Below are 20,961 nucleotides of genomic sequence, written 5' to 3'. Positions count from 1 at the left end.
GCCGATCTCCGTCCGAAGCTGGAAGTGTTTCGTGTACGGGACTATTCAGCACGTCGATAATTTCTTACCGTGGTCGAATTTGTTTCGTCTGTGTAATCAAAACTTTCACCAGAGCACTGCTATCTTCGGCACATGGACGACGACCAGAAGGCGATAGCGACCGCAATCGGGGCTGCCGTGCGGACGGCGCGAAAAGAAGCCGGACTGACGTTGCGCGAGGTTGCCGTGAAGTCGGGCTTGTCCCAGCCCTTCCTGAGCCAGACCGAAAACGGCCACGCAGTACCCAGTGTCATGAACCTTCATCGCCTCGCGCAATCGCTCGGCACCACGGCGCACGCACTCTTGGCACAGGGTGAGCGAACTCCGTCCAGCCTCGTCCGCGCCGGCGAGGGGCGAACCTTCGAACTGGCACACGATTCGGTGATTCGATTCTGCTCCACCGGCTCACGGACCATGGAACCCAACGAGATCACGGCAGCACCTCATTCCGAGGCAGGTGAGCACACCGAGCACGCCGGCGAAGAGTTCATTCATGTTCTCGAAGGATCTGTCGAGGTCGAGGTGGGACTGGGCGAGCATCACGTTCTTCACGTAGGCGACACCCTCCTCTACACCTCGACCATCCCGCACCGGTGGTTCAATCGCACCGATGCGGTCGCGAGGTTCCTCATCGTGAGTTCGCCGCCCTCGTTCTAGATGCGCGGCTGTAGTTCCACACCACAACCCCCCGCTCACGGCTTACCCTGACAGCGTGACCATGTGGCCGGAACTTGCGCGCGAAATCGCCGATACCGTTCTGTTTCCCGTCGCCGACAGCGTCGACGCCGACGGAGAAATCCCCAGCAGCCATTTCGACGCGCTCGCCGCCGACGGCTTCTACGGCATCGCCGCCCTCGGTGAGGGTGGCCCCAGCAGCGAAGAACTGGTCGAGGTCCTCGAAACCTTGTGCGGCGGTTGCCTCGCGACGACGTTCACCTGGATGCAGCATCACGGCGTCGTCGGAGCCCTGGCGGCGAGTCCCAATGCACCTCTGCGCGAACAATACTGGGACGGTCTGGTTTCCGGCATGATTCGCGGTGGGGTTGCCTATGCCGGCGCCATCCCCCGCCCACCGCTCCTGTGGGCGAAGCGGGTGAACGACGGCTACGTCCTCGACGGGATCGCCCCCTTCGTCACCGGTTGGGGCATCGTCGATGTTCTCTTGGTGTCGGCGCGCGACGAGTTCGACAATTCCATCGTTCATTCCGTCGTACCGGTGGGCGAGGCCCCGGGTCTGACGATCGAGGAGCTTCCACTGATCGCGGCGCGCGGGAGCAACACCGTCCGAATCGTGTTCGACGCTTTCGAAATTCCCGATATCGACGTCTGTGCTGTCGTCAGCGACGAACAATTCCAGAGCACCCAGCTCCCCGGCTTGTGGCTCAACGGCGCGATGGCCATGGGCATCACCCGCCGCGCTGTCACCGAACTTGCGGATCTGGGAGTCGACACCGACGCGTTCGAGGAACAAGCCACCCGGGCGCGCGCCGATCTCGATGCAGCACTGCGCGACGGCGGCGACATGTCGGCCGCCCGCGCCCGAGCGTCGGAACTTGCGATACGCGCGTCGGCCGCACTCGTGACTGCGACCGGAAGCCGCGCTCTGGTCGGCAGCAACACCCCCGAGCGGCTCATGCGTGAAGCCACCTTCACTCTTGTCGCGGCTGGTCGCCCGGAGATCAAAACAGCTCTCGTGGAACGACTCAGCGGATACTGAGTACGCACGGATGTACTCGATTACGCTGGGGCTCATGACCAGTGGAGAACCAGTACTCATCCCGGCCGGAACCGTGTTCACGCCGGAGGACCTGACGTTCTATGCCGATCGCGACTCCCGCAGTCTCGACGACGCCATCGCCGAAGCCGACCTTCTTGTCAGTTGCCCACACTCGGGTTCCGCGATTCCAGCAGAACTCTCACGTTTTCTCGCACCCGAGTTCACACAGCGGCTGCAGTTCGACTTCACCGACATGTCCACCAGTCCCATCGTGCGCCGTTGGGCCGAAATCGATTCGCGCATCGTGTACGTGGAGAATCCGCACCCTCGCATGATTCGCGATCCCAACCGTGCGAAGCCCGAAAACCTGGAAGCGTCACTGCGCGAGGCCTTCGCCCGCGTCCACGAGGCCGGTGCCGGCAACAAAGCGGACCTCACCGGTGTCGACGCAGTTCGCCCTGTCACCTTCTCGTTCTACCCCCTGCTGCTCGAGCCGACCGACGACGCGGGTTGGAAGGACCTCGCCGAGACCTTCACCGAGACAGCTGAACACGGTTTGGGCGTCTACGAGAGAACTCGCGACGCACTGATCGAAGCCATGGTGGCGAAGAGCTTCGAACTCGGTCGATCGTTCACGACCTTGTCGTTCCACGACACGATGAACCACACCACCCGGCAGGACGGCGCCGTCAATGTCGAACGGCCGGAAGCAGATCGGCTCCCCGACGTCGTCGCGCTCTCCAATCGTGGCGACCACGACGGCAATCGACGCGGCGACAATCCCGTGACGATGGATCCGGAGCTCATTCGCACACTTGCGATCTCACATCGCAAGGGATTTCAGGTCGACGATCCGGATGCCGTCGCTCTCAATCAGCCGTACCTCGGCAGTTTCGAAATCATTCGAGCCGGAGCCAGATTCGCCGAATTGAGCGCCCGCGCCGCCGAAGCCGGGATCACGTTGAGCGCGGTTCAGGCCGAATTCAAACGAGAATTCCTACTGGGAGACGAACTGGCCGCCTACATCATGGAACCCGGCGTCGACTGGCCTACACCCGACGCCGAACGGGTGGACCAGCTCGCCCACGCGTGCAAGGCGAGCTGGGACCACTACCGCAACAGCTGACTCAGCGCTGTCACTCAGGGCTGACTCAGTCGCAATACTCAACCGAGCACCACTCCGAACAACGCGCCGGCCGCAATCGTCGTGACGGCCAAGATGATGGTCGGCAGGAAGAACGAGTGGTCGACGAGCTTGGAACCGAGCTTCGTGCTGCCCGAGAGGTCGAAGTTCGCAGCCGCGATCTGCGAACCGTTTGTCGGCAACAGGTAGACGCCGGCAAACGCTCCGGCCCACATTCCGCTCACCAGACCGGGTGCAATCCCGGCAGCGAGACCGATCGGCACGATGGTCCTCGTAGCGGTCGACTGACTGGTCGTCAGTACACAGACCAGGAAGACACCGAGCGCGAAGATCCACGGCGCGGCGTTGACCCAGTCGCCGACGGTGCTCGTGATCAGCTCGGAATGGGCGCTGATGAACGTGTCCGTCAGCCATGCCAGACCGAACAGCGCGATGGCCGAGACCATACCGGCACGGAACACCGTCGACGACGGCACGTCGGCGACATTCGGGCGGCACACCAGCAGGATCAACGTACCCACGACGAACATCAGCATTTCGATGATCGGTGTCATCCCCATCGGAGTACCGTCGGCAGCTTCGGGACGAATCCCCTTGAACAGGCCGAAGATCACGATAGCCAGGACGCCGGCCAGGAAGATCAGTGCCGCGTTTCGTCCGGTCTTCGTCGAGACGAGTTCGGTCTTGGAGGCTGCACCAGGTCCGGCCAATTCGCCCGACTTCATCTTCGCCTGTATCTCCGGGTCGTCGTCGAGATCTTTGCCGAGTCGGTTGACCGCGATTGAGGAAAGGACGATGCCGACAACAGCAGCCGGGAAGGTGATCTTGATGATGTCGATGAGTTCGAAATCGTAGGGCGGCACGTCGGTCAGCGTGACCATTGCCGCCATTGCCGCGGACACCGGACTACACGCGAGCGCTACACCGGTCGAGACAACTGACAGCGACAGCGGTCGTGACGGCCGCACACCGTTCTTGTACGAGACGTCGTAGATGACGGGGAGCAGCGGGTAGAGGATGTTGGACGTGCCGGCACCGACCGAGAACAGGAATGACACCAACGGCGCGATCAGCGTGATCTGTTTCGGGCGAGATTCGATCAACTTGGCCGCGATGGTGACCATCCAGTCGATACCACCGGCCGCCTGCATCATCGACGACGCAAGGACGACGGACAGGACGATGAGGAGAGCGTCGACCGGCGGACTGCCGACGTCCTCTCCGAAGACGAACACGAGGACGGCAACACCTGCGCCGCCCCACAGACCGAGAGCGACACCGCTCGATCTGGTACCCATGACAATCGCCCCGAGCACTACCGCCAGCTCGAGGACAATCTTGACTGCTTCCATCAGGCACTCGCCTTCTCGATAACAAGAGAATCGCTATAACAGGGCAAATAGTATGCTCTGCGCTTCGGCTGCAGGCACGAACACGCTGTCGGTGGGAAGGGGCAATATGGTGGTCGTGACCAACGTCCTCGGTAGGTTCTCGCCCGCCACACGCGAGTGGTTCGGCGGCGCTTTCAGCGCTCCGACTGCTGCGCAGCTCGGCGCCTGGGAATCCATCGCGAGTGGCTCTCACACACTTGTCGTCGCGCCCACCGGCTCCGGCAAGACATTGTCGGCGTTCCTGTGGGCGCTCGATCAACTCGCCGCCAAGGACGAAGGCGAACGCGCCACCAAAGTCCTCTACATTTCGCCGCTCAAAGCGCTGGGTGTGGACGTCGAGCGGAACCTTCGCGCGCCGCTGGTCGGCATCACGCAGACGGCGAAGCGTCTAGGCCTCACTCCGCCCGAGATCACCGTCGGTGTCCGTTCCGGTGATACGTCCCAGGCCGATCGGCGCTCGTTGATCAAACGACCCCCGGACATCCTGATCACCACGCCTGAGTCGTTGTTCCTGATGCTCACCTCCGCTGCCCGGGAAACACTGGTCGGTGTCGACACCGTGATCGTCGACGAGGTTCACGCGGTGGCGGGCACCAAGCGCGGCTCTCACCTCGCGCTCTCACTGGAACGCCTGGACGGCTTGCTCGAGCGTCCGGCGCAACGCATCGGATTGTCGGCCACTGTCCGTCCGCACGAGGAGATCGGGCGGTTCCTCGCCGGTTCGGCACCCATCCGGATCGTGGCATCGCCTGCCGCCAAGACCTTCGACCTCACGGTCCGTGTTCCCGTCGAGGACATGACCGAACTGGGGATCGCGACGCCGGACGACGGTTCCGAATCTCCCACCCCGCAAGCCGGTTCGATCTGGCCCCACGTCGAGGAACAGATCGTCGACCTCGTTCTCGACCACCGATCGTCCATCGTGTTCGCCAACTCTCGCCGCCTCGCCGAACGATTGACAGCCAGGCTCAACGAGATTCATGCAGAACGCATCGGTCTGGCCGTCGAGAAAACATCTCGCCCGCCCGCGCAGATCGGGGCTCCCACCGAGGTCAACTACGGCGCCGAACCCCTCCTTGCTCGCGCCCACCACGGATCGGTCAGCAAAGACCAGCGAGCCCTCATCGAAGACGACCTCAAATCGGGTCGATTGCGATGCGTCGTCGCCACCAGCAGCCTCGAACTCGGAATCGACATGGGCGCCGTCGACTTGGTCATCCAGGTGGAGGCACCGCCTTCTGTTGCCAGCGGCCTGCAACGTGTCGGTCGCGCCGGCCACCAGGTCGGCGAGATATCGCGAGGCGTCGTCTTCCCCAAGCATCGCACCGACCTGATTCATTGCGCGGTGACCGTCGAGCGCATGGTCGAAGGCAAGATCGAAGCGATGGCCGTTCCGGCCAATCCCCTCGACATCCTCGCTCAGCAAACTGTTGCGGCCACCGCTCTCGAACCGATCGACGTCGACGACTGGTTCGAGACGGTGCGCCGAAGCGGTTCCTTTGCAACGCTTCCCCGTTCGGCGTACGAATCGACTCTGGACTTGCTGGCGGGGCGGTACCCCTCGGACGAGTTCGCCGAATTACGTCCTCGCCTTGTCTGGGATCGTGAGTCCAACACGCTCACGGGCCGCCCGGGTTCGCAGCGTTTGGCCGTCACTTCCGGCGGCGCAATCCCCGACCGCGGCCTCTTCACCGTCTACATGGTTGGCGAGAAAGCGTCCCGCGTCGGCGAACTCGACGAGGAAATGGTCTACGAATCCCGGGTCGGCGACGTCTTTGCGCTCGGCGCCACCAGTTGGCGGATCGAGGAGATCACCTTCGATCGGGTTCTGGTCAGCCCCGCCTACGGCATGCCGGGTCGTTTGCCCTTCTGGCACGGCGACGGACTCGGTCGCCCCGCCGAACTCGGACAGGCGTTGGGACAATTCGTTCGAGAGACCGCGCTGGGTAACGAAGCCGACGTCGTCGAGCGTTGTCGCGTGGGCGGGCTCGATCACAACGCCACAACCAATCTGATCCAACTCGTCGGTGAGCAGAAGAATGCCACCGGGCAGGTGCCGTCAGATCGAACCCTGGTGGTCGAACGCTTCCGCGACGAACTCGGTGACTGGCGTCTGGTGCTGCATTCCCCGTACGGCCAACGGGTTCACGCACCGTGGGCCCTCGCCATCGGGGCGCGCCTGCAGGAACGATACGGCGTCGATTCCAGTCCGACGGCCTCCGACGACGGCATCATCATCCGTCTCCCCGACACCGAGAACGAACCTCCCGGCGCCGAACTGTTCACCTTCGACGTCGAGGACATCGAAGATCTGGTCACCCAAGAGGTGGGCGGCTCCGCGCTCTTCGCTTCCCGATTCCGCGAATGTGCCGCCCGCGCACTGCTTCTCCCCCGCCGCAATCCCGGAAAACGTGCACCACTGTGGCAGCAGCGTCAGCGGTCGGCGCAACTGCTGGACGTCGCCCGCAAGTTCCCGACCTTCCCGATCCTGCTCGAGACCGTACGCGAGTGCTTGCAGGACGTTTACGACCTGCCTGCACTGAAGGAATTGTTCGGCAAGATCGAGAAAAGGCAGATTCGAATCGTCGAGGTGGAGACGGCCTCTCCGTCTCCGTTCGCCAGTGCGCTCCTGTTCAACTACGTGGGTGCGTTCATGTACGAGGGCGACAGCCCCCTCGCCGAGCGACGCGCCGCCGCTTTGTCCTTGGACTCCACGCTGTTGGCCGAACTCCTCGGCCGCGTCGAACTGCGCGAGCTCCTCGACGCCGGAGTGATCGAGCAGGCCGAACGTGAACTGCAACGGCTCGTCCCTGACCGAAAGGCCAAAGACCTCGAGGGTGTTGCCGACCTCCTCCGCATGCTCGGCCCGCTGACCACCGAAGAAGTCACCGAACGCTGTCTCGAGGACCCGGTCTCATGGCTCGAGAAGTTGGTTACGGACAAACGCGCCCTCCACGTCTCGTATGCGGGCGAGAGCTGGTGGACCGTCGTCGAAGATGCAGCGCGGCTTCGCGATGGACTCGGCGTTCCCCTACCCATCGGCGTTCCGGCCGCGTTCATCGAGCCGGTCGATCAACCACTCGACGACCTCCTGAGCCGGTACGCCCGCACCCACGGTCCCTTCACTCTCGCCGACGCGGCTGCACGCTTCGGTCTCGGAGTATCAGTCGCGCGTGACGTTCTCGGTCGGCTCGCGCTCGAAAAGCGGGTCCTGGAAGGTGAATTCCGCCCGTCTGCAACCGGAAGCGAATGGTGCGACGCCGAGGTCCTGCGTCGCTTGCGGCGTCGCTCGCTCGCCGCGGCACGGCAGGAGGTCGAGCCGGTCAGCACCGCGACCCTCGGGCGATTCCTTCCCAGTTGGCAGCACGTGGGCGGCACGCTGCGAGGAATCGACGGTGTTGCAACGGTGGTCGATCAACTTGCCGGCGTCCCGATTCCGGCGTCCGCTCTCGAATCGTTGATCCTGCCGAGCCGAGTTGCCGACTACTCTCCCGCGATGTTGGACGAACTCACGTCGACGGGTGAAGTCCTGTGGTCCGGATCGGGAGCTATCTCGGGCAAGGACGGGTGGGTAGTGCTGCACCCCGCCGACCTGGCACCGATCACGCTCAATTCGCCCGCCGACACCGACGTCTCGGAATTGCAGAAGCGCATCCTCGACCTGCTGTCCGGCGGCGGTGCCTACTTCTTCCGCCAGTTGGTCGACGCGTTGCGAACTACGGAGTCGGCTGCGGACACGGTCGACAGTGCGGTGACGACGGCACTGTGGGAGTTGGTGTGGCTCGGACACATCGGTAACGACACCGTTGCACCGCTGCGCGCACTTCTCTCCGACACCACCAGAACAACAACCAGTCACCGATCGCCTCGCCGTGTTCCGCGGGCCCGTCCGTACCGCGGAATGGCCCGCGCTTCCACGCCCGCGCGCACGGGACCGGCAACTGCCTCCGGTCGGTGGTTCCAGCTGCCAGGTATCGAACCTGACCCCACTATCCGGGCGCACGCCACGGCTGATCTGCTGCTCGAACGATACGGCGTCGTCACCCGCGGTTCGGTGATGAGCGAGAACGTGCCGGGCGGTTTCGCGTTGATCTACAAGGTACTGAGCACGTTCGAGGACAACGGGCGCGCTCGACGCGGATACTTCGTGGACACCCTGGGCGGCGCTCAATTCTCCACGCCTCCCGTGGTGGACCGCTTGCGGACGTTCGGTGATTCCATCGAGGGGCGCCACACCTCCTCGGCTGCAGTCACTCTCGCGGCGTGCGACCCGGCAAACCCGTACGGCGCGGCGCTGCCGTGGCCGGCGTCGGGGGGCGAAGAGTCACCAGGACACCGACCCGGACGAAAAGCCGGCGCACTGGTAGTTCTGGTGGAGGGTGAGTTGGTTCTGTTCGTCGAGCGCGGCGGTCGCACGATCCTGACATTCACCGACGACGGCGGAACGTTGCGCCTGGCAGCACTGTCACTTGCTCAGAAGGTGACTTCTCGCGCCATCGACAAGTTGGTAGTGGAGAAGGTCGACGGAGAGACCATCCACGGCAACGATTTTGCTCCGGTCCTGGTCGAAGCCGGCTTCGCGGCCACCCCTCGCGGATTCCGGTTGCGGTCATGAGGATTGGGGTCATGATGATTGAGATCGTGGAAGTTGAGATCCTGAAGTGTGGGTGCGGCGACCATGCCTGAGGGCGATACCGTGTGGCGGGCCGCCAATGAACTGCGCGCTGCCCTGGCCGAGAAGGTACTCACCACCTGCGACGTCCGCGTTCCTCGTTACGCCACGGTTGATCTCTCGGGCCACCGCGTGGATTCCGTCGCCAGCCGCGGAAAACATCTCCTGATCCGAGTGGGCGAAGCGTCCATTCACACGCATCTGAAGATGGAAGGTCAGTGGCAGATTTATCGCCCCGGCGAGCGCTGGCGCCGACCCGCCCATCAAGCGCGCATCATCTTGGCCACCGAAGACTCTGTAGCAGTTGGCTTTTCACTGGGAATCACCGAGATCCTCGAACTCGGGCAGGAACAGGAGGCCGTCGGACATCTCGGACCGGATCTGCTCGGGACCGATTGGGACAGTTCCGTGGCCGCCCGAAATCTACGGGCCGCCGACTCCGTACCGATCGGAATCGCGCTCCTGGATCAGCGGGTGATGGCCGGACTGGGCAACGTGTACCGAAACGAGATCTGCTTCCTACGAGGTATTCACCCGAAAACGCCGACACATCTCGCGGGGAATCTCGACGCGATAGTGGATCTGTCTTTTCGCACCATCAACGTCAACAAGTCACGTCGCATCCGGGTCACCACCGGCGACACCCGCCCCGGTAGGCAGACATGGGTGTACGGCAGACGCGGAAAACCATGCCGCCGTTGCGGAACTCGCATCAGAGAAGACACCCTCGGACCGGATCAGCTCACCGAGCGAAATATCTTCTTCTGCCCGGCCTGCCAGCCCTTCACGCCTGGTTAGCGTTGATCAGCAGCCTGACGCAGTGGCGGACAAATCGATCACGGTCCACGGCGATCGTGCCGTCCAGATAACCGATGAACAGTGTGAACAACGCCCCGACCAGTCCGACTGCCACCAGTTGCTTGTCCACGGGATCAGCGATCTCGGACAACTGGTCGTACACCAGGTCGACGAACGCCGGCATCGATTCGATACCGCGGCCGCTCAGGACGGGTTCCGACAGCGGGGCGATCAGGAGCACTCTCCCCATCGCCGGATCGTCGACCATGAGCTTGACGAAAGCGTCGACCGCAGCGGTGGCGACGGCCTCGGATGTCGTCTCCGACTCCACTGCCGACGCAAGCGCCGACTGCGCGCGCTCGGCGACAAACGTGTGGACCGCGACAACGTACTGATCGCGATCGGTGAAGCTTTCGTAGAAGTACCGCTCGGTCAGACCGGCAGCCTTGCAGACCGCACGCACGTTGACGGCCGGACCGTCGACCGCACCGAGCAGTGTCACTCCGACGTCGAACAACGTCGCCTTTCGAGTGGCCCTGCGTTCTTCGATGCTCACAACTTCCCCACTTCGCCGACACTTGATCTTCAATGCACCCGGCATTCGATCCTTGACTACCGCTGTTGTCGATCCTAATCTGACAACATGCGTAGTCAACTTGACGACAGCAGCACCCCGGTTCCCCTCGGTCCGGATTCCCTGACGTGGAAGTATTTCGGCGACTGGCGCGGGATGCTGCAAGGCGTCTGGGCCGGTTCGATGCAGAACATGCACCCCGGCCTCGGCGCCGGAGTCGAGGAGCATTCGCAATTCTTCGACGAGCGGTGGGAACGGCTGTACCGCTCGCTGTATCCCATTGCAGGCGTGGTCTTCGACGGCGATCGCGCGCAGCAGACAGCCGAAGAAGTCCGCGGCTATCACACACGAATCAAGGGCGTCGACAAGCTGGGACGCCGGTACCACGCACTTGATCCCGACACCTTCTACTGGGCGCACGCAACATTCTTCATGGGCACCATCGTCACTGCCGAGAACTTCTCCGGTGGCTTGACCGAGGCCCAGAAACGTCAGCTCTTCACCGAGCACATTCAGTGGTACCGCCTGTACGGGATGAGCATGCGCCCTGTTCCCGAGACCTGGGAAGCATTTCAGGAGTACTGGGACCACATGTGCCGCAACGTACTCGAAGACAACAAGGCGACCCGCGACGTCCTCGACCTGTCGGGACTCGGCAAGCCCCCGTACATGACGTGGCTACCCGATCCGTTGTGGCGGCTCGCCCGAATCCCCCTCGCCCGCGGATTCGTGTGGCTGACGGTCGGAATGTACGACCAACCGGTTCGAGACCTACTCGGCTACTCGTGGACCAGTCGCGATCAGAAAATTCACAACGCTGTCGGCCGCACCGTCAACGCCGTCTTCCGTCTGGTGCCGTGGCGATACCGGTATCAGCCACGTGCTCGCGCGGGATGGGATCGAGCTGACGGCCGAATCCCCGCCGATGCACCACTGGTCCACACACCGGCGCGCAACCTGCCCCCGCTCGAGCAGCGAGATAACCCGATGCACTACAGCCCCAGGGTCTGATCTGCCATGCTCTGAACATGGAGTGGGACCTGCGAACCCTGCTGAACCGTCCGATCACGTCTCACGGTGCGCCGCTGGGACAAGAACGTGTGGCGGCGAGGACCACCGCGTACATCTACGGCAACATTCTTGTCCTCGCCGCACTCATACCGGTGACGAAATCTCAGGAATCGCTCGGCGCCGCGATTGTGGTCGGCACGGCATTGTCGACATACATCGCCCACACATTTGCCGAGGGCGTCGGCGAGAGCATTCGCAACGATCGCCGACTGACGACCGCGGAGAGAATCGACTCTCTTCGCGATTCCGTCCCGATCCTCACCTCTGCGGTTGTTCCTGTCGTCATTCTCGCGACGGCGTGGTTCAACTTCCTGGAACCACGGACGGCGCAGTTGATCGCGGAAATCGTCTTGATCCTGCGGATCGGTTCCACCAGTTACGTGATCAGCCGACTGCACGGCGAGAAAGTCAGTACGAACACACATCTGGCAGCCTTCGGCCTCGCTGCCGTCGCCACCCTCATAGTCGGGTTGAAGATAGTGCTCACTCATTGACGAGCCACAAGTGCAAAAGAAGTCAGACCGGTCGTATATAACTAAGACGGGCAATTCGCAGAAACCTAACAATCGGTAATTTCGATGTGCGGTGATCGACGACTAACTCGGCCCACTTCTATCAAGTAGGCAGAGGAGCAGCCCGCAATGACAACACCACAGTCGCCGTATCCCTGGAACAACGACCCCAACCACACGACGCCTCTCCCTCCGCCCCTCCTCCGCCGCCGGGCATCACACCCGGTCAGGCTCCGTACTCGGGACATCAGCCTGCTTACACCCCGCCCCGGCCCCCATACGGTCAAGGCACTGGATATTCGCCGATGCCTCCCCGCCCGCCGAAATCGTATGCATGGCTGTGGGTCCTACTGGGAGTTGTCACAGTCGCACTCGTCGCCGTCGTGGTCTACGTATGGGTTCTCCCTCTCGTCTTGAACGACAATTCCGACGAGAACACCGCACGCACGGAAACCGTGGTGATCACCTCACCTGCGGCCGCGCCGCAGAACGGCGTCGTCACACCCGCGCCCAACGAGTCGGTCCCTGCCAGCGCAGCGCGTTGTGGATCGGTGTTCTCGAACAACGAATTCACGACGTCCGCCGTCGGCACCAGCGTGACGTCTTGTGAGTTCGCCGAAGAAGTGCGCTACCAGTACGTGAGCCAGGGTCGACGCGGCGGCCCTGGCTCCATCAGCGCGGTCAGTCCGGTCACGGGAACTCGGTACTCGATGAACTGCGCCGGCAACAAAGTCGTCACGTGTACCGGCGGAAACAACGCGGTGGTCTATGTCTATTGAGCAGTGCGTCGAGGCTCGTAGCGGGACGCGCCGACGACTCCTGGCGGTTGCACTCGCCACTGCTTCTGCAGCAGCCCTCGCGGGCTGCACGATTCCGACGCGAGACGAGTCGTCGGAGAAGGTCGAGACGATCACCGAGATCGTCGTCGTTCCACCGGAGCCGACAGAGACTCCTGCCGCCCCGGGCAACGGTGTCGGCCCGCTCGCCGGATTCGAGGCCCTGGGCAACACCCTCGGCGGCGCCGTGGGTGTCGCACTCGTGCCCGTCGGCGGAGGTCAGTCACTCGTTGCCGGCGAGTGGCAGAACGGAGTCGCCTGGTCCACCATCAAAGTCCCACTGTCCATCGCAGCCCTCCACGAAACCGACAACACAGAACTCACAACGGTCAAGCAGGCGATCACCACCTCCGACAACGAATCAGCCGAAGAACTGTGGCGAGGCCTCGGCGATCCGACCACTGCCGCAGCGAAGGTCGAGTCAGTCCTCGTGGCCTCCGGCGATATGTCCACCACCGTGGAATCACGCACGCTACGACCAGAATTCAGCTCGTTCGGTCAAACACAATGGCCACTTGCCGTCCAAGCGCAATTCGCCGCCACCCTGCCATGCCGGAGCGACGCCACCGAAGTCTTCGGGCTCATGGGCAGCATCAGCCCCGACCAACAGTGGGGCCTGGGAGTGATCCCAGCCGCTCGATTCAAAGGTGGGTGGGGGCCGGACGACGACGGCGGCTATCTGGTCCGCCAATTCGGGATCATCAGCAGCGGCACCGGACAACTCGCTGTCGCCATCGCAGCCAAGCCGGACTCGGGCACTTTCGCCGACGGTACTGCGATGCTCAGCGACATCGGCCGCTGGGTAGGCGAACGAGCGCTGGCTTTACCCATCGGCGGCACCTGCCAACCGAGCTGAAGTACTGCCGGTCGAGGGAGGTACTGCCGTTACCCGGCTGAGCAGTCACTCCCGCCGAACCCCCGGCCGCCGCTACCGTGGACGACATGAGCATCCCGAGTCTGAAACTGAACAACGGCGTCGACATCCCCGCGCTGGGTTTCGGCGTGTACCAGACGCCGCCGGACGAAACAGTCGCCGCCGTCGAGTCCGCGCTGTCGACGGGTTATCGCCATATCGACACTGCGGCGGCCTACGGCAACGAGAAGGGCGTCGGTGAGGCGATCCGGCGATCCGGACTCGATCGCGCGGACATCTTCGTCGAGTCGAAGGTCTGGATCACCGACTACGGATACGACGAGACTCTGCATGCCTTCGACAAGAGCGCAGGCAAACTCGGTGTCGAACAACTCGACCTCCTGATCCTCCACCAGGCGTTGCCGAGCGAGTTCGAGCGCACGATCGACGCGTACAGGGCGTTGGAAACGCTTCTGGCCGACGGCAAGGTCCGCGCCATCGGAGTCAGTAACTTCATGCCGGATCACCTCACCCGACTCCTGGACGCAACGTCCGTGGTGCCGGCGGTCAACCAGATCGAGGTTCATCCGTACTTCAGGCAGTCGACTTTGCTCGAGGCCGACGCCGATCACGGGATTCTGTCTCAGGCATGGTCACCGATCGGCGGAATCACGTTCTACCGCGACGGCTCCCACGGCTCGACCCTCGAGGACGCCACCATCGGCGCCATCGCGACCGCTCACGGCAAGTCGCCTGCACAGGTGATGCTGCGCTGGCACCTCCAGCAGGGCCGCCAGGTGATCCCCAAGTCGGTGACTCCCTCGCGGATCGCGGAGAACTTCGACGTGTTCGACTTCGAACTCACCGCCGAAGAACTCTCCGCAATCGACGCACTCGACACCGGAGTTCGCGGCGGTCCCGAACCCGAGGTCATCACCCGCGAGAGGTTCGGAATCGAGATTCCCGAAGCCTGAACCCGGCAGCTTGAACAACAAAGCAGCCCCAGTGATCTAGCTGGCGCTCCACCCGCCGTCGATGGTGTACGAAGCCCCCGTCACCATCGACGCCTCGGTCGATGCCAGCCACCCCACCAGCGATGCCACTTCTGCGGGCTCGACCATCCGTTTGATCGCGCTCTCAGTGAGCATCACCTTCTCGACAACCTCGGATTCACTGATTCCGTGAACCTTTGCCTGGTCGGAGATCTGGGATCGCACGAGTGGTGTCAGGACGTAGCCCGGATTGACACAGTTACTGGTGACACCGTGTGGGGCACCCTCGAGCGCAACAACTTTCGACAGGCCTTCGAGTCCGTGCTTTGCCGTGACGTACGCACTCTTGAATGCCGAAGCGCGGAGCCCGTGGACCGAGGAAATGTTGACGATGCGCCCGAATCCTTTGCGGTACATGTACGGCAGGGCCGCTCTGACCAGGAGGAACGGCGCTTCGACCATGAGGCGTTGAATCTTCCGGAAGTCCTCGACGTCGAAATCCTCGATGGGACTGACCCGTTGAATGCCGGCGTTGTTGACAAGTACGTCCGTCTCGAGTGCCAGATCCACGAGTTGGTCGGTGTCGAGGAGATCGACGGCCCACGCAGTGCCGTCGATCTCGTCGGCCAGCGCCTTCGCAGCGACGTCGTCGAGATCAGCGACGGTGACGTGGGCGCCGCGGGCGGCAAGGAGTCGAGCACACGCCTCGCCGATACCGCTGGCACCACCGGTGACCAGTGCCGTTTTGCCGGAGAGCGTCATGCGGAAACACCGGCCCGCTCGTCGGCGAGCACTCGTGCGTCGGCAGCATCGACGGACTCGAGCGAGATTCCCTTGGTCTCCCGCGCGAAAACGACTGCGACGATAGTGACCAGGGATGCCAGCAGGAGATAGATCGCGATGGGGACCGAGGAGTCGAACTTGCTCAGCAGTCCGGTCGCGATGATCGGAGCAAGTGAACCTGCCACGATCGACGTGACCTGATATCCCAGGGAGACACCGGAATAGCGCATCCGGGTCGGGAACATCTCGGCCATGATCGCGGGTTGGCCGGCGTACATGAACGCGTGGAACACAAGCCCGATGATGATTGCCGACAAGATGACTGCATTGTGCCCGCTGTTCATCATCGGAAAGGCGAAAAATCCCCATGTTCCAGCGGTGACGGCGCCGATCATGTACACCGGGCGTCGACCGATCGTGTCGGACAGTTTGCCTACCAACGGAATCACTGCGAAGTGCACGGCATGTGCCATCAGCATCCACCAGAGGATGTGCGCCGTGTCCGCATGAACGACGACCTTGAGGTAGGTGATAGAGAAGGTCACCACGAGGTAGTACATGACGTTTTCGGCGAAACGCAGGCCCATCGCGGTCAACACTCCGCGCGGGTAACGCTTGACCACCTCGAAAACGCTGTACGAGGTTGCCTTGACCAGTTCTGCTTCCTTCTGCGCCGCAATGAAAATGGGAGCGTCGGTGACCTTGGTCCGAACGTAGTACCCGACCAGAACGATCACCGCGGAGAGCCAGAAGGCAACGCGCCAGCCCCAACTCATGAAGGATTCGTCCGAGAGCGTCGACGTCAGGATCAACAGCACGACAGTGGCCACCAGGTTGCCCATCGGCACGCCGGCCTGAGGCCAGGACGACCAGAACCCGCGAGATCGATTCGGGCTGTGCTCGGCGACAAGGAGTACCGCCCCACCCCATTCGCCGCCGACAGCAAATCCTTGGATGAAGCGCAGCGTGACCAGCAGTGCCGGCGCCCAGTAGCCGATCTGACCGTATGTCGGTAGACAGCCCATCAGGAAGGTCGCGGCACCGACCAGCAGCAAACTGAACTGCAACAACTGCTTCCGGCCGAACTTGTCTCCGAAATATCCGAAGACGATTCCGCCGAGTGGCCGGGCGGCGAATCCGACGGCGTAGGTGATGAAAGCCGCGATGATCGCATCCAGCTCGTTGCCGCCGCCAGGAAAGAAGACTTTGCTGAAGACCAGAGTGGCCGCCGTGCCGTACAGAAAGAACTCGTACCACTCGACCACGGTGCCCGCCATCGAGGCGCCGACCACCTTCTTCAGCCCCGATGGTGGGGCTTGGCTCTCGGGTTTCGGCATGTTGTCGACGCTCATCGTGGACTCCCTCGTCTTCAGTTCGCGATTCGCCTGCTCTTCACGATCAGGAATGTGACCGCTCGCACATTTTTTGTGACTCGATGAGTATCGGTGCAGATTCTTGGCACGACAATGACAAATCTCGCACCATACAGGTGCAAAAATGCAGATATGACACTCGGACTGAGCCCGGACGACCTACTGGTGCTTCTCGCGGTCGGCCGCACCGGCCGCTTCAACACCGCCGCCGACGACCTGGGCCTCAACCACACCACCATTTCGCGCCGCATCGCCTCGCTCGAGAAGAGCCTCGGCGGCCGTGTACTGGTCCGCTCGTCCGGCGGCTGGGAGTTGACCGACCTGGGCAGACAAGCCCTCAGCGCGGCCGAGCGCATCGAGGCCGCGGTGAACGAACTGGCACTCGACTCCACCGGTCAGCAGCAACTCGACGGCGTCGTGCGGGTCTCGGCCACCGACGGCTTCAGCGCATACATCGCGGCCCCCGCCGGCGCAGCGGTTCGCAGACGCCATCCTCGCGTGAGCGTGGAGATAGTCGTCGCGACCAGAAAGGCGTCGCAGATACGCTCGGGGCTCGACATCGAGGTTGTTGTCGGCAAACCTCAAGTTCACCGCGCCGAGGCCGTCCATCTGGCCGACTACGCGCTGGGTTTGTACGCCTCCCGAGAGTATCTACGTCAGAATGCAGTGCCCGAAAGTGCCGAAGAGCTGGCCGAACACTCGCTCGTGTATTTCATCGACTCGATGCTGCAGGTCGACGAACTCGATCTGGCCCGCAAGCTCACGGTTTCCATGCGCGAGGCCGTCACGTCCACCAACGTGTTCGTCCACATCGAGGCAACGCGCGCGGGTGCCGGCATCGGCCTGCTCCCCTGCTTCATGGCCGAGCAGCACGACGATCTGATTCGCGTGCTGCCGGCTCACATCGAAGTCAGACTTTCGTACTGGTTGGTGGCTCGTTCTGAATCCTTGCGCCGACCGGAAGTCGCAGCGGTGGTGACGGCACTTCGAGAGACGGTGGATCGCAAGCGATCTCAACTCCTCGGCTCTCCCGGGGCGAACGAAGCGCTCAGTCCAGAGTCGAACGATGCTGGACGATGACCTTGCGCGCCAACTCGGCGATCTTGACGTTCATGTTCTGCGAGGTTCGCACCAGAATGTCGAAGGCCTCGTCGTCGGACACCCGATGCAATGCCATCAGCAGACCGACGGCCTGACCGATTTCGCGACTGCTCGCCAGACCTCGCCGCAGCGAGTCGGCATCCTCTCCTCGGTTCAGCGCGGTGACGGCCACGGATGCAAACGATGCCAACATGATCGCGTGGTCGGCAACAGTTTCCGTGAATGCTCCCGGAGTGTCGGAGAAGAGGTTGAGGGCACCGAACTTCTGACGATCGACCATCAGTCGGAACCCCATCGAGCCACGAATGGGTGTCTCTGCCACTACTTTCCGAGCGAACTCGGGCCACTGATTCGGAGTGCGAAGATCTGACTCGAGCTGCGGCGCCTCCGTGTCGAGGGCGTCGATGCACGGCCCCTCACCAGTCGCACGTTCGAGATCGTCTGCATGCTCGGCGATCTCATCGCTTGCCGCTACCGTGACGTTGGTGTTTCCCCGTCGCAGCATCAGGCTTGCGTGATCGCAACCGGGAATCAACTCGACAGCCGCCGAACAGATCGCGGAGTACACCTCGGCGCTGTCTGCGGCGGAGTAGAGGATCTCCGCCAACGCCGCGAACACTGCCGTGGGTTCTGTCAGTGCTTGGTCGCGCTCAGCCATCTCCATACACCTCGGGGTCTACCGTTCATCGAATTCTTCACCGAACGGTACAAACCTTACTTACTCGAGCGGATGGGGTCGCCGCCGCTCGCCGATTCCCGCCCGTCCGTCCCCTGAAAAGCTTCCGTAGCCGCGCGGTGATGCAGAGCCGTGACGGTGGTGATCTGCTTGGACACCAGGTCGTTGAGCTCGCGGTACTGCTCCTCCGTCTCCCCGGCCGGAATGTCTCTCAGGACCTCCCACATCGCACTCTTGCCGCACAGAGCCGTCCGCATGATCTCGAGAGTTGCCAGCTTCACGAGACGGTTGCGCCAGATGGCGTCGACATGGACGAGGCGCCTGATCCGATTGACCGTCGCGTCGATCTTGGAGTACCGCGGCAGAGATATGCCCTGGGTGTCCTCGATCAGTTGCAGCAGCTGCTCGATCTCGTACTCGAGCTCACCCGGCAACGAGTCCAGCTCACCGTCGGCCCACGCGCCGTACGAGTCCGAGAGTGACCGCGAGAGTTGCAGCCCTACCATCGCTCCGCACAGGTGAGTGACCAGATAAGCGGTGGCTATGTGTTCCTCAGCAGATCTCGACCGACTACCGAACATTGGGATCCTCCTGGGCGACGCTCGACCGGTCTGTGCTGACACGGGTGGTGATTCGACATCCGCCTACCCGCGACAGACCGAGAACAAACGACGGGCGACTCAGACCCGATCCGGCACCACGACGACGGGTTCGAGGATCTCGGCCCGAGACTCCGGCGCTGCGGCGCGCAAGGCGTCGGCCGACTCGTCGTCCGGCTGGGTCTGCGACTCGATCTCCGCTTCGACGCGCGCTCGGTACGTGTCGACCTCGCGCTCGACGGTGGCGGCATCCCAACCGAGAATCGGAGCAACCAATCCGGCGACCTGTTGCGCACAGTTGACACCACGATGCGGGTACTCGATTGCGATGCGCATGCGACGAGCCAGGATGTCGTCGAGGTGCAATGCACCCTCGGCCGCGGCGGCGTACACAGCCTCGACCTGAAGGTAATCGGGGGCATCTGTGATGGGCTGCAACAACTCCGGCGTCTGTCGGCCGAGTTCGAGGACCTCCGTGATGAGTGAACCGTAGCGGTCGAGCAAGTGCTTGACGCGATACGGATGCAAGCCGTACTGCTCGCCCAGTTGCACAGTCTGATTGATCAACGCGAAGTATCCGTCGGCGCCGACGAGCGGCACCTTCTCCGTGATCGACGACGCCACTCGCGCCGGAATGTCTTCTGCTGCGACATCGACGGCGTCTTCCGCCATGACCCGATACGTCGTGTACTTTCCACCGGCGATGGCGACCAGGCCTGGAGCCACACGGGCAACGGCGTGCTCGCGCGAGAGCTTCGACGTCTCGTCGCTCTCACCGGCAAGCAGCGGACGCAGGCCTGCGTAGACACCGTCGATGTCGGCGTGCGTCAGCGGCGTGACCAGAACGGAGTTCACGTGGCCGAGGATGTAGTCGATATCTGCTTTGGTTGCCGCTGGGTGAGCGAGATCCAAGTTCCAGTCGGTGTCCGTGGTCCCGATGATCCAGTGACTGCCCCACGGAATGACGAACAGCACCGACTTCTCGGTACGCAGGATGATGGCGGCTTCACTGACGATGCGATCGCGCGGGACGACGATGTGTACGCCCTTCGACGCTCGCACCCGGAACCGTCCGCGCTGACGTGAGAGGGCCTGGATTTCGTCCGTCCAGACACCGGTTGCATTGATGACGACGTGACCCTTGACCTCCGCGGTACGGCCGTCTTCGCAGTCGCGAACACGAACTCCCGAGACCCGGTCCGCTTCACGCAGAAATCCCACGACCTGCGTCGATGTTCGGACGACCGCGCCGTAGTGCGCGGCGGTCCGTGCAACGGTCATGGTGTGCCGAGCGTCGTCGACGACGGTGTCGTAGTACTGGATGCCACCGGTCAGTGAACTGCGCTTGAGGCTCGGCGACATGCGCAGTGCGCCCGCCCGCGTCAAGTGCTTCTGGGAGGGGACCGATTTGGCGCCGCCCATCCGGTCGTAGAGGAAGATTCCCGCGGCCATGTACGGGCGTTCCCACACTCGGTGAGCCAAGGGGAACAGAAACTTCAGCGGCTTGACCAGGTGCGGAGCGAGCGTGGTCAGCGAGAGTTCGCGCTCACGCAACGCCTCACGAACGAGGCCGAATTCGAGTTGCTCGAGATAGCGGAGACCGCCGTGGAACATCTTCGACGAACGACTGGACGTGCCGGATGCGTAGTCACGGGCCTCGACCAACGCAACCTTGAGCCCGCGGGTGGCCGCATCGAGGGCCGCTCCGACACCGACAACACCGCCGCCCACCACGACGACGTCGAATTGCTCGGTCTGAAGTTGTTCCCAAGCAGCTTCGCGCTGCTGCGGGCCGAGAAACTGCGCACCTTGCTGCTTACTCAACCCGGT

18 protein-coding genes are annotated in these 20,961 nt (G+C 62.9%); 11 read left to right on the top strand and 7 right to left on the bottom strand.

Features of this window, described 5'->3' with window-relative positions:
* The first annotated feature begins 132 nt into the window (after positions 1-132).
* The 3 genes from M1L53_RS17385 to M1L53_RS17375 are packed head-to-tail and all read left to right on the top strand — an operon-like array spanning position 133 to position 2,882.
* Complete coding sequence (locus tag M1L53_RS17385; protein ID WP_054188165.1) at positions 133-696, top strand: helix-turn-helix domain-containing protein; 564 nt, start codon at positions 133-135, stop codon at positions 694-696.
* A gap of 55 nt (positions 697-751) precedes the next feature.
* Positions 752-1,756 (top strand): acyl-CoA dehydrogenase family protein, encoded by a 1,005-nt coding sequence (locus M1L53_RS17380; protein WP_083471219.1) that lies wholly within the window; start codon positions 752-754, stop codon positions 1,754-1,756.
* A 34-nt stretch (positions 1,757-1,790) separates the two neighbouring features.
* Positions 1,791-2,882: an N-formylglutamate amidohydrolase gene (locus M1L53_RS17375; protein WP_042922139.1), complete on the top strand. Its 1,092-nt coding sequence runs from the start codon at positions 1,791-1,793 to the stop codon at positions 2,880-2,882.
* Positions 2,883-2,920: 38 nt separating this feature from the next.
* Here M1L53_RS17375 and M1L53_RS17370 read toward each other — a convergent pair whose 3' ends face one another.
* Complete coding sequence (locus tag M1L53_RS17370; RefSeq protein WP_003940851.1) at positions 2,921-4,252, bottom strand: anaerobic C4-dicarboxylate transporter family protein; 1,332 nt, start codon at positions 4,250-4,252, stop codon at positions 2,921-2,923.
* A 106-nt stretch (positions 4,253-4,358) separates the two neighbouring features.
* Here M1L53_RS17370 and M1L53_RS17365 point away from each other — a divergent pair, with 106 nt between their 5' ends.
* Both M1L53_RS17365 and M1L53_RS17360 read left to right on the top strand, forming a co-directional pair.
* Positions 4,359-8,906: an ATP-dependent helicase gene (locus M1L53_RS17365; protein ID WP_054188186.1), complete on the top strand. Its 4,548-nt coding sequence runs from the start codon at positions 4,359-4,361 to the stop codon at positions 8,904-8,906.
* A 63-nt stretch (positions 8,907-8,969) separates the two neighbouring features.
* On the top strand, positions 8,970-9,761 hold the full coding sequence (locus M1L53_RS17360; protein WP_030535047.1) for a DNA-formamidopyrimidine glycosylase family protein: 792 nt from the start codon (positions 8,970-8,972) through the stop codon (positions 9,759-9,761).
* Here M1L53_RS17360 and M1L53_RS17355 read toward each other — a convergent pair.
* Positions 9,748-10,317, bottom strand: a complete 570-nt coding sequence (locus tag M1L53_RS17355; protein ID WP_054188185.1) for a TetR/AcrR family transcriptional regulator — start codon at positions 10,315-10,317, stop codon at positions 9,748-9,750. The two genes, M1L53_RS17360 and M1L53_RS17355, sit on opposite strands and share 14 nt — an antisense overlap.
* A gap of 87 nt (positions 10,318-10,404) precedes the next feature.
* Here M1L53_RS17355 and M1L53_RS17350 point away from each other — a divergent pair, with 87 nt between their 5' ends.
* The 5 genes from M1L53_RS17350 (at position 10,405) to M1L53_RS17330 (ending at position 14,581) form a co-directional block, all read left to right on the top strand.
* Positions 10,405-11,346 (top strand): oxygenase MpaB family protein, encoded by a 942-nt coding sequence (locus M1L53_RS17350; RefSeq protein WP_042449607.1) that lies wholly within the window; start codon positions 10,405-10,407, stop codon positions 11,344-11,346.
* 17 nt (positions 11,347-11,363) lie between these two features.
* The gene (locus M1L53_RS17345) at positions 11,364-11,900 is read left to right on the top strand and encodes a hypothetical protein (RefSeq protein ID WP_003940745.1); all 537 of its coding nucleotides are present in this window, start codon (positions 11,364-11,366) and stop codon (positions 11,898-11,900) included.
* Between the two features lie 323 nt (positions 11,901-12,223).
* Positions 12,224-12,697, top strand: a complete 474-nt coding sequence (locus tag M1L53_RS17340) for a hypothetical protein (protein WP_042922136.1) — start codon at positions 12,224-12,226, stop codon at positions 12,695-12,697.
* Positions 12,687-13,610 (top strand): hypothetical protein, encoded by a 924-nt coding sequence (locus tag M1L53_RS17335; protein WP_042449609.1) that lies wholly within the window; start codon positions 12,687-12,689, stop codon positions 13,608-13,610. The genes M1L53_RS17340 and M1L53_RS17335 overlap by 11 nt, the downstream gene beginning before the upstream one ends.
* 86 nt (positions 13,611-13,696) lie before the next feature.
* Positions 13,697-14,581 (top strand): aldo/keto reductase, encoded by an 885-nt coding sequence (locus tag M1L53_RS17330; protein ID WP_054188184.1) that lies wholly within the window; start codon positions 13,697-13,699, stop codon positions 14,579-14,581.
* A 36-nt stretch (positions 14,582-14,617) separates the two neighbouring features.
* On the opposite strand, the gene M1L53_RS17325 is transcribed toward M1L53_RS17330, so the two are convergent.
* Together M1L53_RS17325 and M1L53_RS17320 are read right to left on the bottom strand one after the other, a co-directional pair.
* Positions 14,618-15,361, bottom strand: a complete 744-nt coding sequence (locus M1L53_RS17325) for a 3-hydroxybutyrate dehydrogenase (RefSeq protein WP_054188164.1) — start codon at positions 15,359-15,361, stop codon at positions 14,618-14,620.
* Positions 15,358-16,734: an MFS transporter gene (locus M1L53_RS17320; RefSeq protein ID WP_003940819.1), complete on the bottom strand. Its 1,377-nt coding sequence runs from the start codon at positions 16,732-16,734 to the stop codon at positions 15,358-15,360. The genes M1L53_RS17325 and M1L53_RS17320 overlap by 4 nt, the downstream gene beginning before the upstream one ends.
* A 153-nt stretch (positions 16,735-16,887) precedes the next feature.
* Between M1L53_RS17320 and M1L53_RS17315 the strand changes: the two genes are divergently transcribed.
* The gene (locus tag M1L53_RS17315; protein ID WP_042922131.1) at positions 16,888-17,835 is read left to right on the top strand and encodes a LysR family transcriptional regulator; all 948 of its coding nucleotides are present in this window, start codon (positions 16,888-16,890) and stop codon (positions 17,833-17,835) included.
* On the opposite strand, the gene M1L53_RS17310 is transcribed toward M1L53_RS17315, so the two are convergent.
* The 3 genes from M1L53_RS17310 to M1L53_RS17300 all read right to left on the bottom strand — a co-directional run bounded on the left by M1L53_RS17310 (position 17,804) and on the right by M1L53_RS17300 (position 20,955).
* Positions 17,804-18,520 carry a GAF and ANTAR domain-containing protein gene (locus M1L53_RS17310; protein WP_003940742.1) on the bottom strand — a complete coding sequence of 239 codons (717 nt, stop codon included), beginning with the start codon at positions 18,518-18,520 and terminating at the stop codon, positions 17,804-17,806. The two genes, M1L53_RS17315 and M1L53_RS17310, sit on opposite strands and share 32 nt — an antisense overlap.
* A gap of 50 nt (positions 18,521-18,570) precedes the next feature.
* On the bottom strand, positions 18,571-19,113 hold the full coding sequence (locus M1L53_RS17305; protein ID WP_003940921.1) for a hypothetical protein: 543 nt from the start codon (positions 19,111-19,113) through the stop codon (positions 18,571-18,573).
* Positions 19,114-19,212: 99 nt separating this feature from the next.
* Positions 19,213-20,955, bottom strand: coding sequence for a glycerol-3-phosphate dehydrogenase/oxidase (locus tag M1L53_RS17300; protein WP_003940825.1), 1,743 nt, complete (start codon positions 20,953-20,955; stop codon positions 19,213-19,215).
* Between the last annotated feature and the right edge of the window lie 6 nt (positions 20,956-20,961).

Origin of the sequence: Rhodococcus sp. T9N, assembly GCF_024436645.1 — a bacterium.
In the GTDB taxonomy this organism is placed as follows: domain Bacteria; phylum Actinomycetota; class Actinomycetes; order Mycobacteriales; family Mycobacteriaceae; genus Rhodococcus_F; species Rhodococcus_F qingshengii.
Note: the sequence above shows the minus strand (reverse complement) of the source record. Positions and strands in the feature narration are given on the sequence as shown.

Bases quoted from the DNA above. Each gene is read 5' to 3' on its own strand.
- M1L53_RS17385 (WP_054188165.1), top strand. From the start codon at position 133: ATGGACGACGACCAGAAGGCGATAGCGACCGCAATCGGGGCTGCCGTG.
- M1L53_RS17375 (WP_042922139.1), top strand. From the start codon at position 1,791: ATGACCAGTGGAGAACCAGTACTCATCCCGGCCGGAACCGTGTTCACG.
- M1L53_RS17370 (WP_003940851.1), bottom strand. From the start codon at position 4,252: ATGGAAGCAGTCAAGATTGTCCTCGAGCTGGCGGTAGTGCTCGGGGCG.
- M1L53_RS17365 (WP_054188186.1), top strand. From the start codon at position 4,359: ATGGTGGTCGTGACCAACGTCCTCGGTAGGTTCTCGCCCGCCACACGC.
- M1L53_RS17360 (WP_030535047.1), top strand. From the start codon at position 8,970: ATGCCTGAGGGCGATACCGTGTGGCGGGCCGCCAATGAACTGCGCGCT.
- M1L53_RS17350 (WP_042449607.1), top strand. From the start codon at position 10,405: ATGCGTAGTCAACTTGACGACAGCAGCACCCCGGTTCCCCTCGGTCCG.
- M1L53_RS17345 (WP_003940745.1), top strand. From the start codon at position 11,364: ATGGAGTGGGACCTGCGAACCCTGCTGAACCGTCCGATCACGTCTCAC.
- M1L53_RS17340 (WP_042922136.1), top strand. From the start codon at position 12,224: ATGCCTCCCCGCCCGCCGAAATCGTATGCATGGCTGTGGGTCCTACTG.
- M1L53_RS17335 (WP_042449609.1), top strand. From the start codon at position 12,687: ATGTCTATTGAGCAGTGCGTCGAGGCTCGTAGCGGGACGCGCCGACGA.
- M1L53_RS17330 (WP_054188184.1), top strand. From the start codon at position 13,697: ATGAGCATCCCGAGTCTGAAACTGAACAACGGCGTCGACATCCCCGCG.
- M1L53_RS17325 (WP_054188164.1), bottom strand. From the start codon at position 15,361: ATGACGCTCTCCGGCAAAACGGCACTGGTCACCGGTGGTGCCAGCGGT.
- M1L53_RS17320 (WP_003940819.1), bottom strand. From the start codon at position 16,734: ATGAGCGTCGACAACATGCCGAAACCCGAGAGCCAAGCCCCACCATCG.
- M1L53_RS17315 (WP_042922131.1), top strand. From the start codon at position 16,888: ATGACACTCGGACTGAGCCCGGACGACCTACTGGTGCTTCTCGCGGTC.
- M1L53_RS17310 (WP_003940742.1), bottom strand. From the start codon at position 18,520: ATGGAGATGGCTGAGCGCGACCAAGCACTGACAGAACCCACGGCAGTG.
- M1L53_RS17305 (WP_003940921.1), bottom strand. From the start codon at position 19,113: ATGTTCGGTAGTCGGTCGAGATCTGCTGAGGAACACATAGCCACCGCT.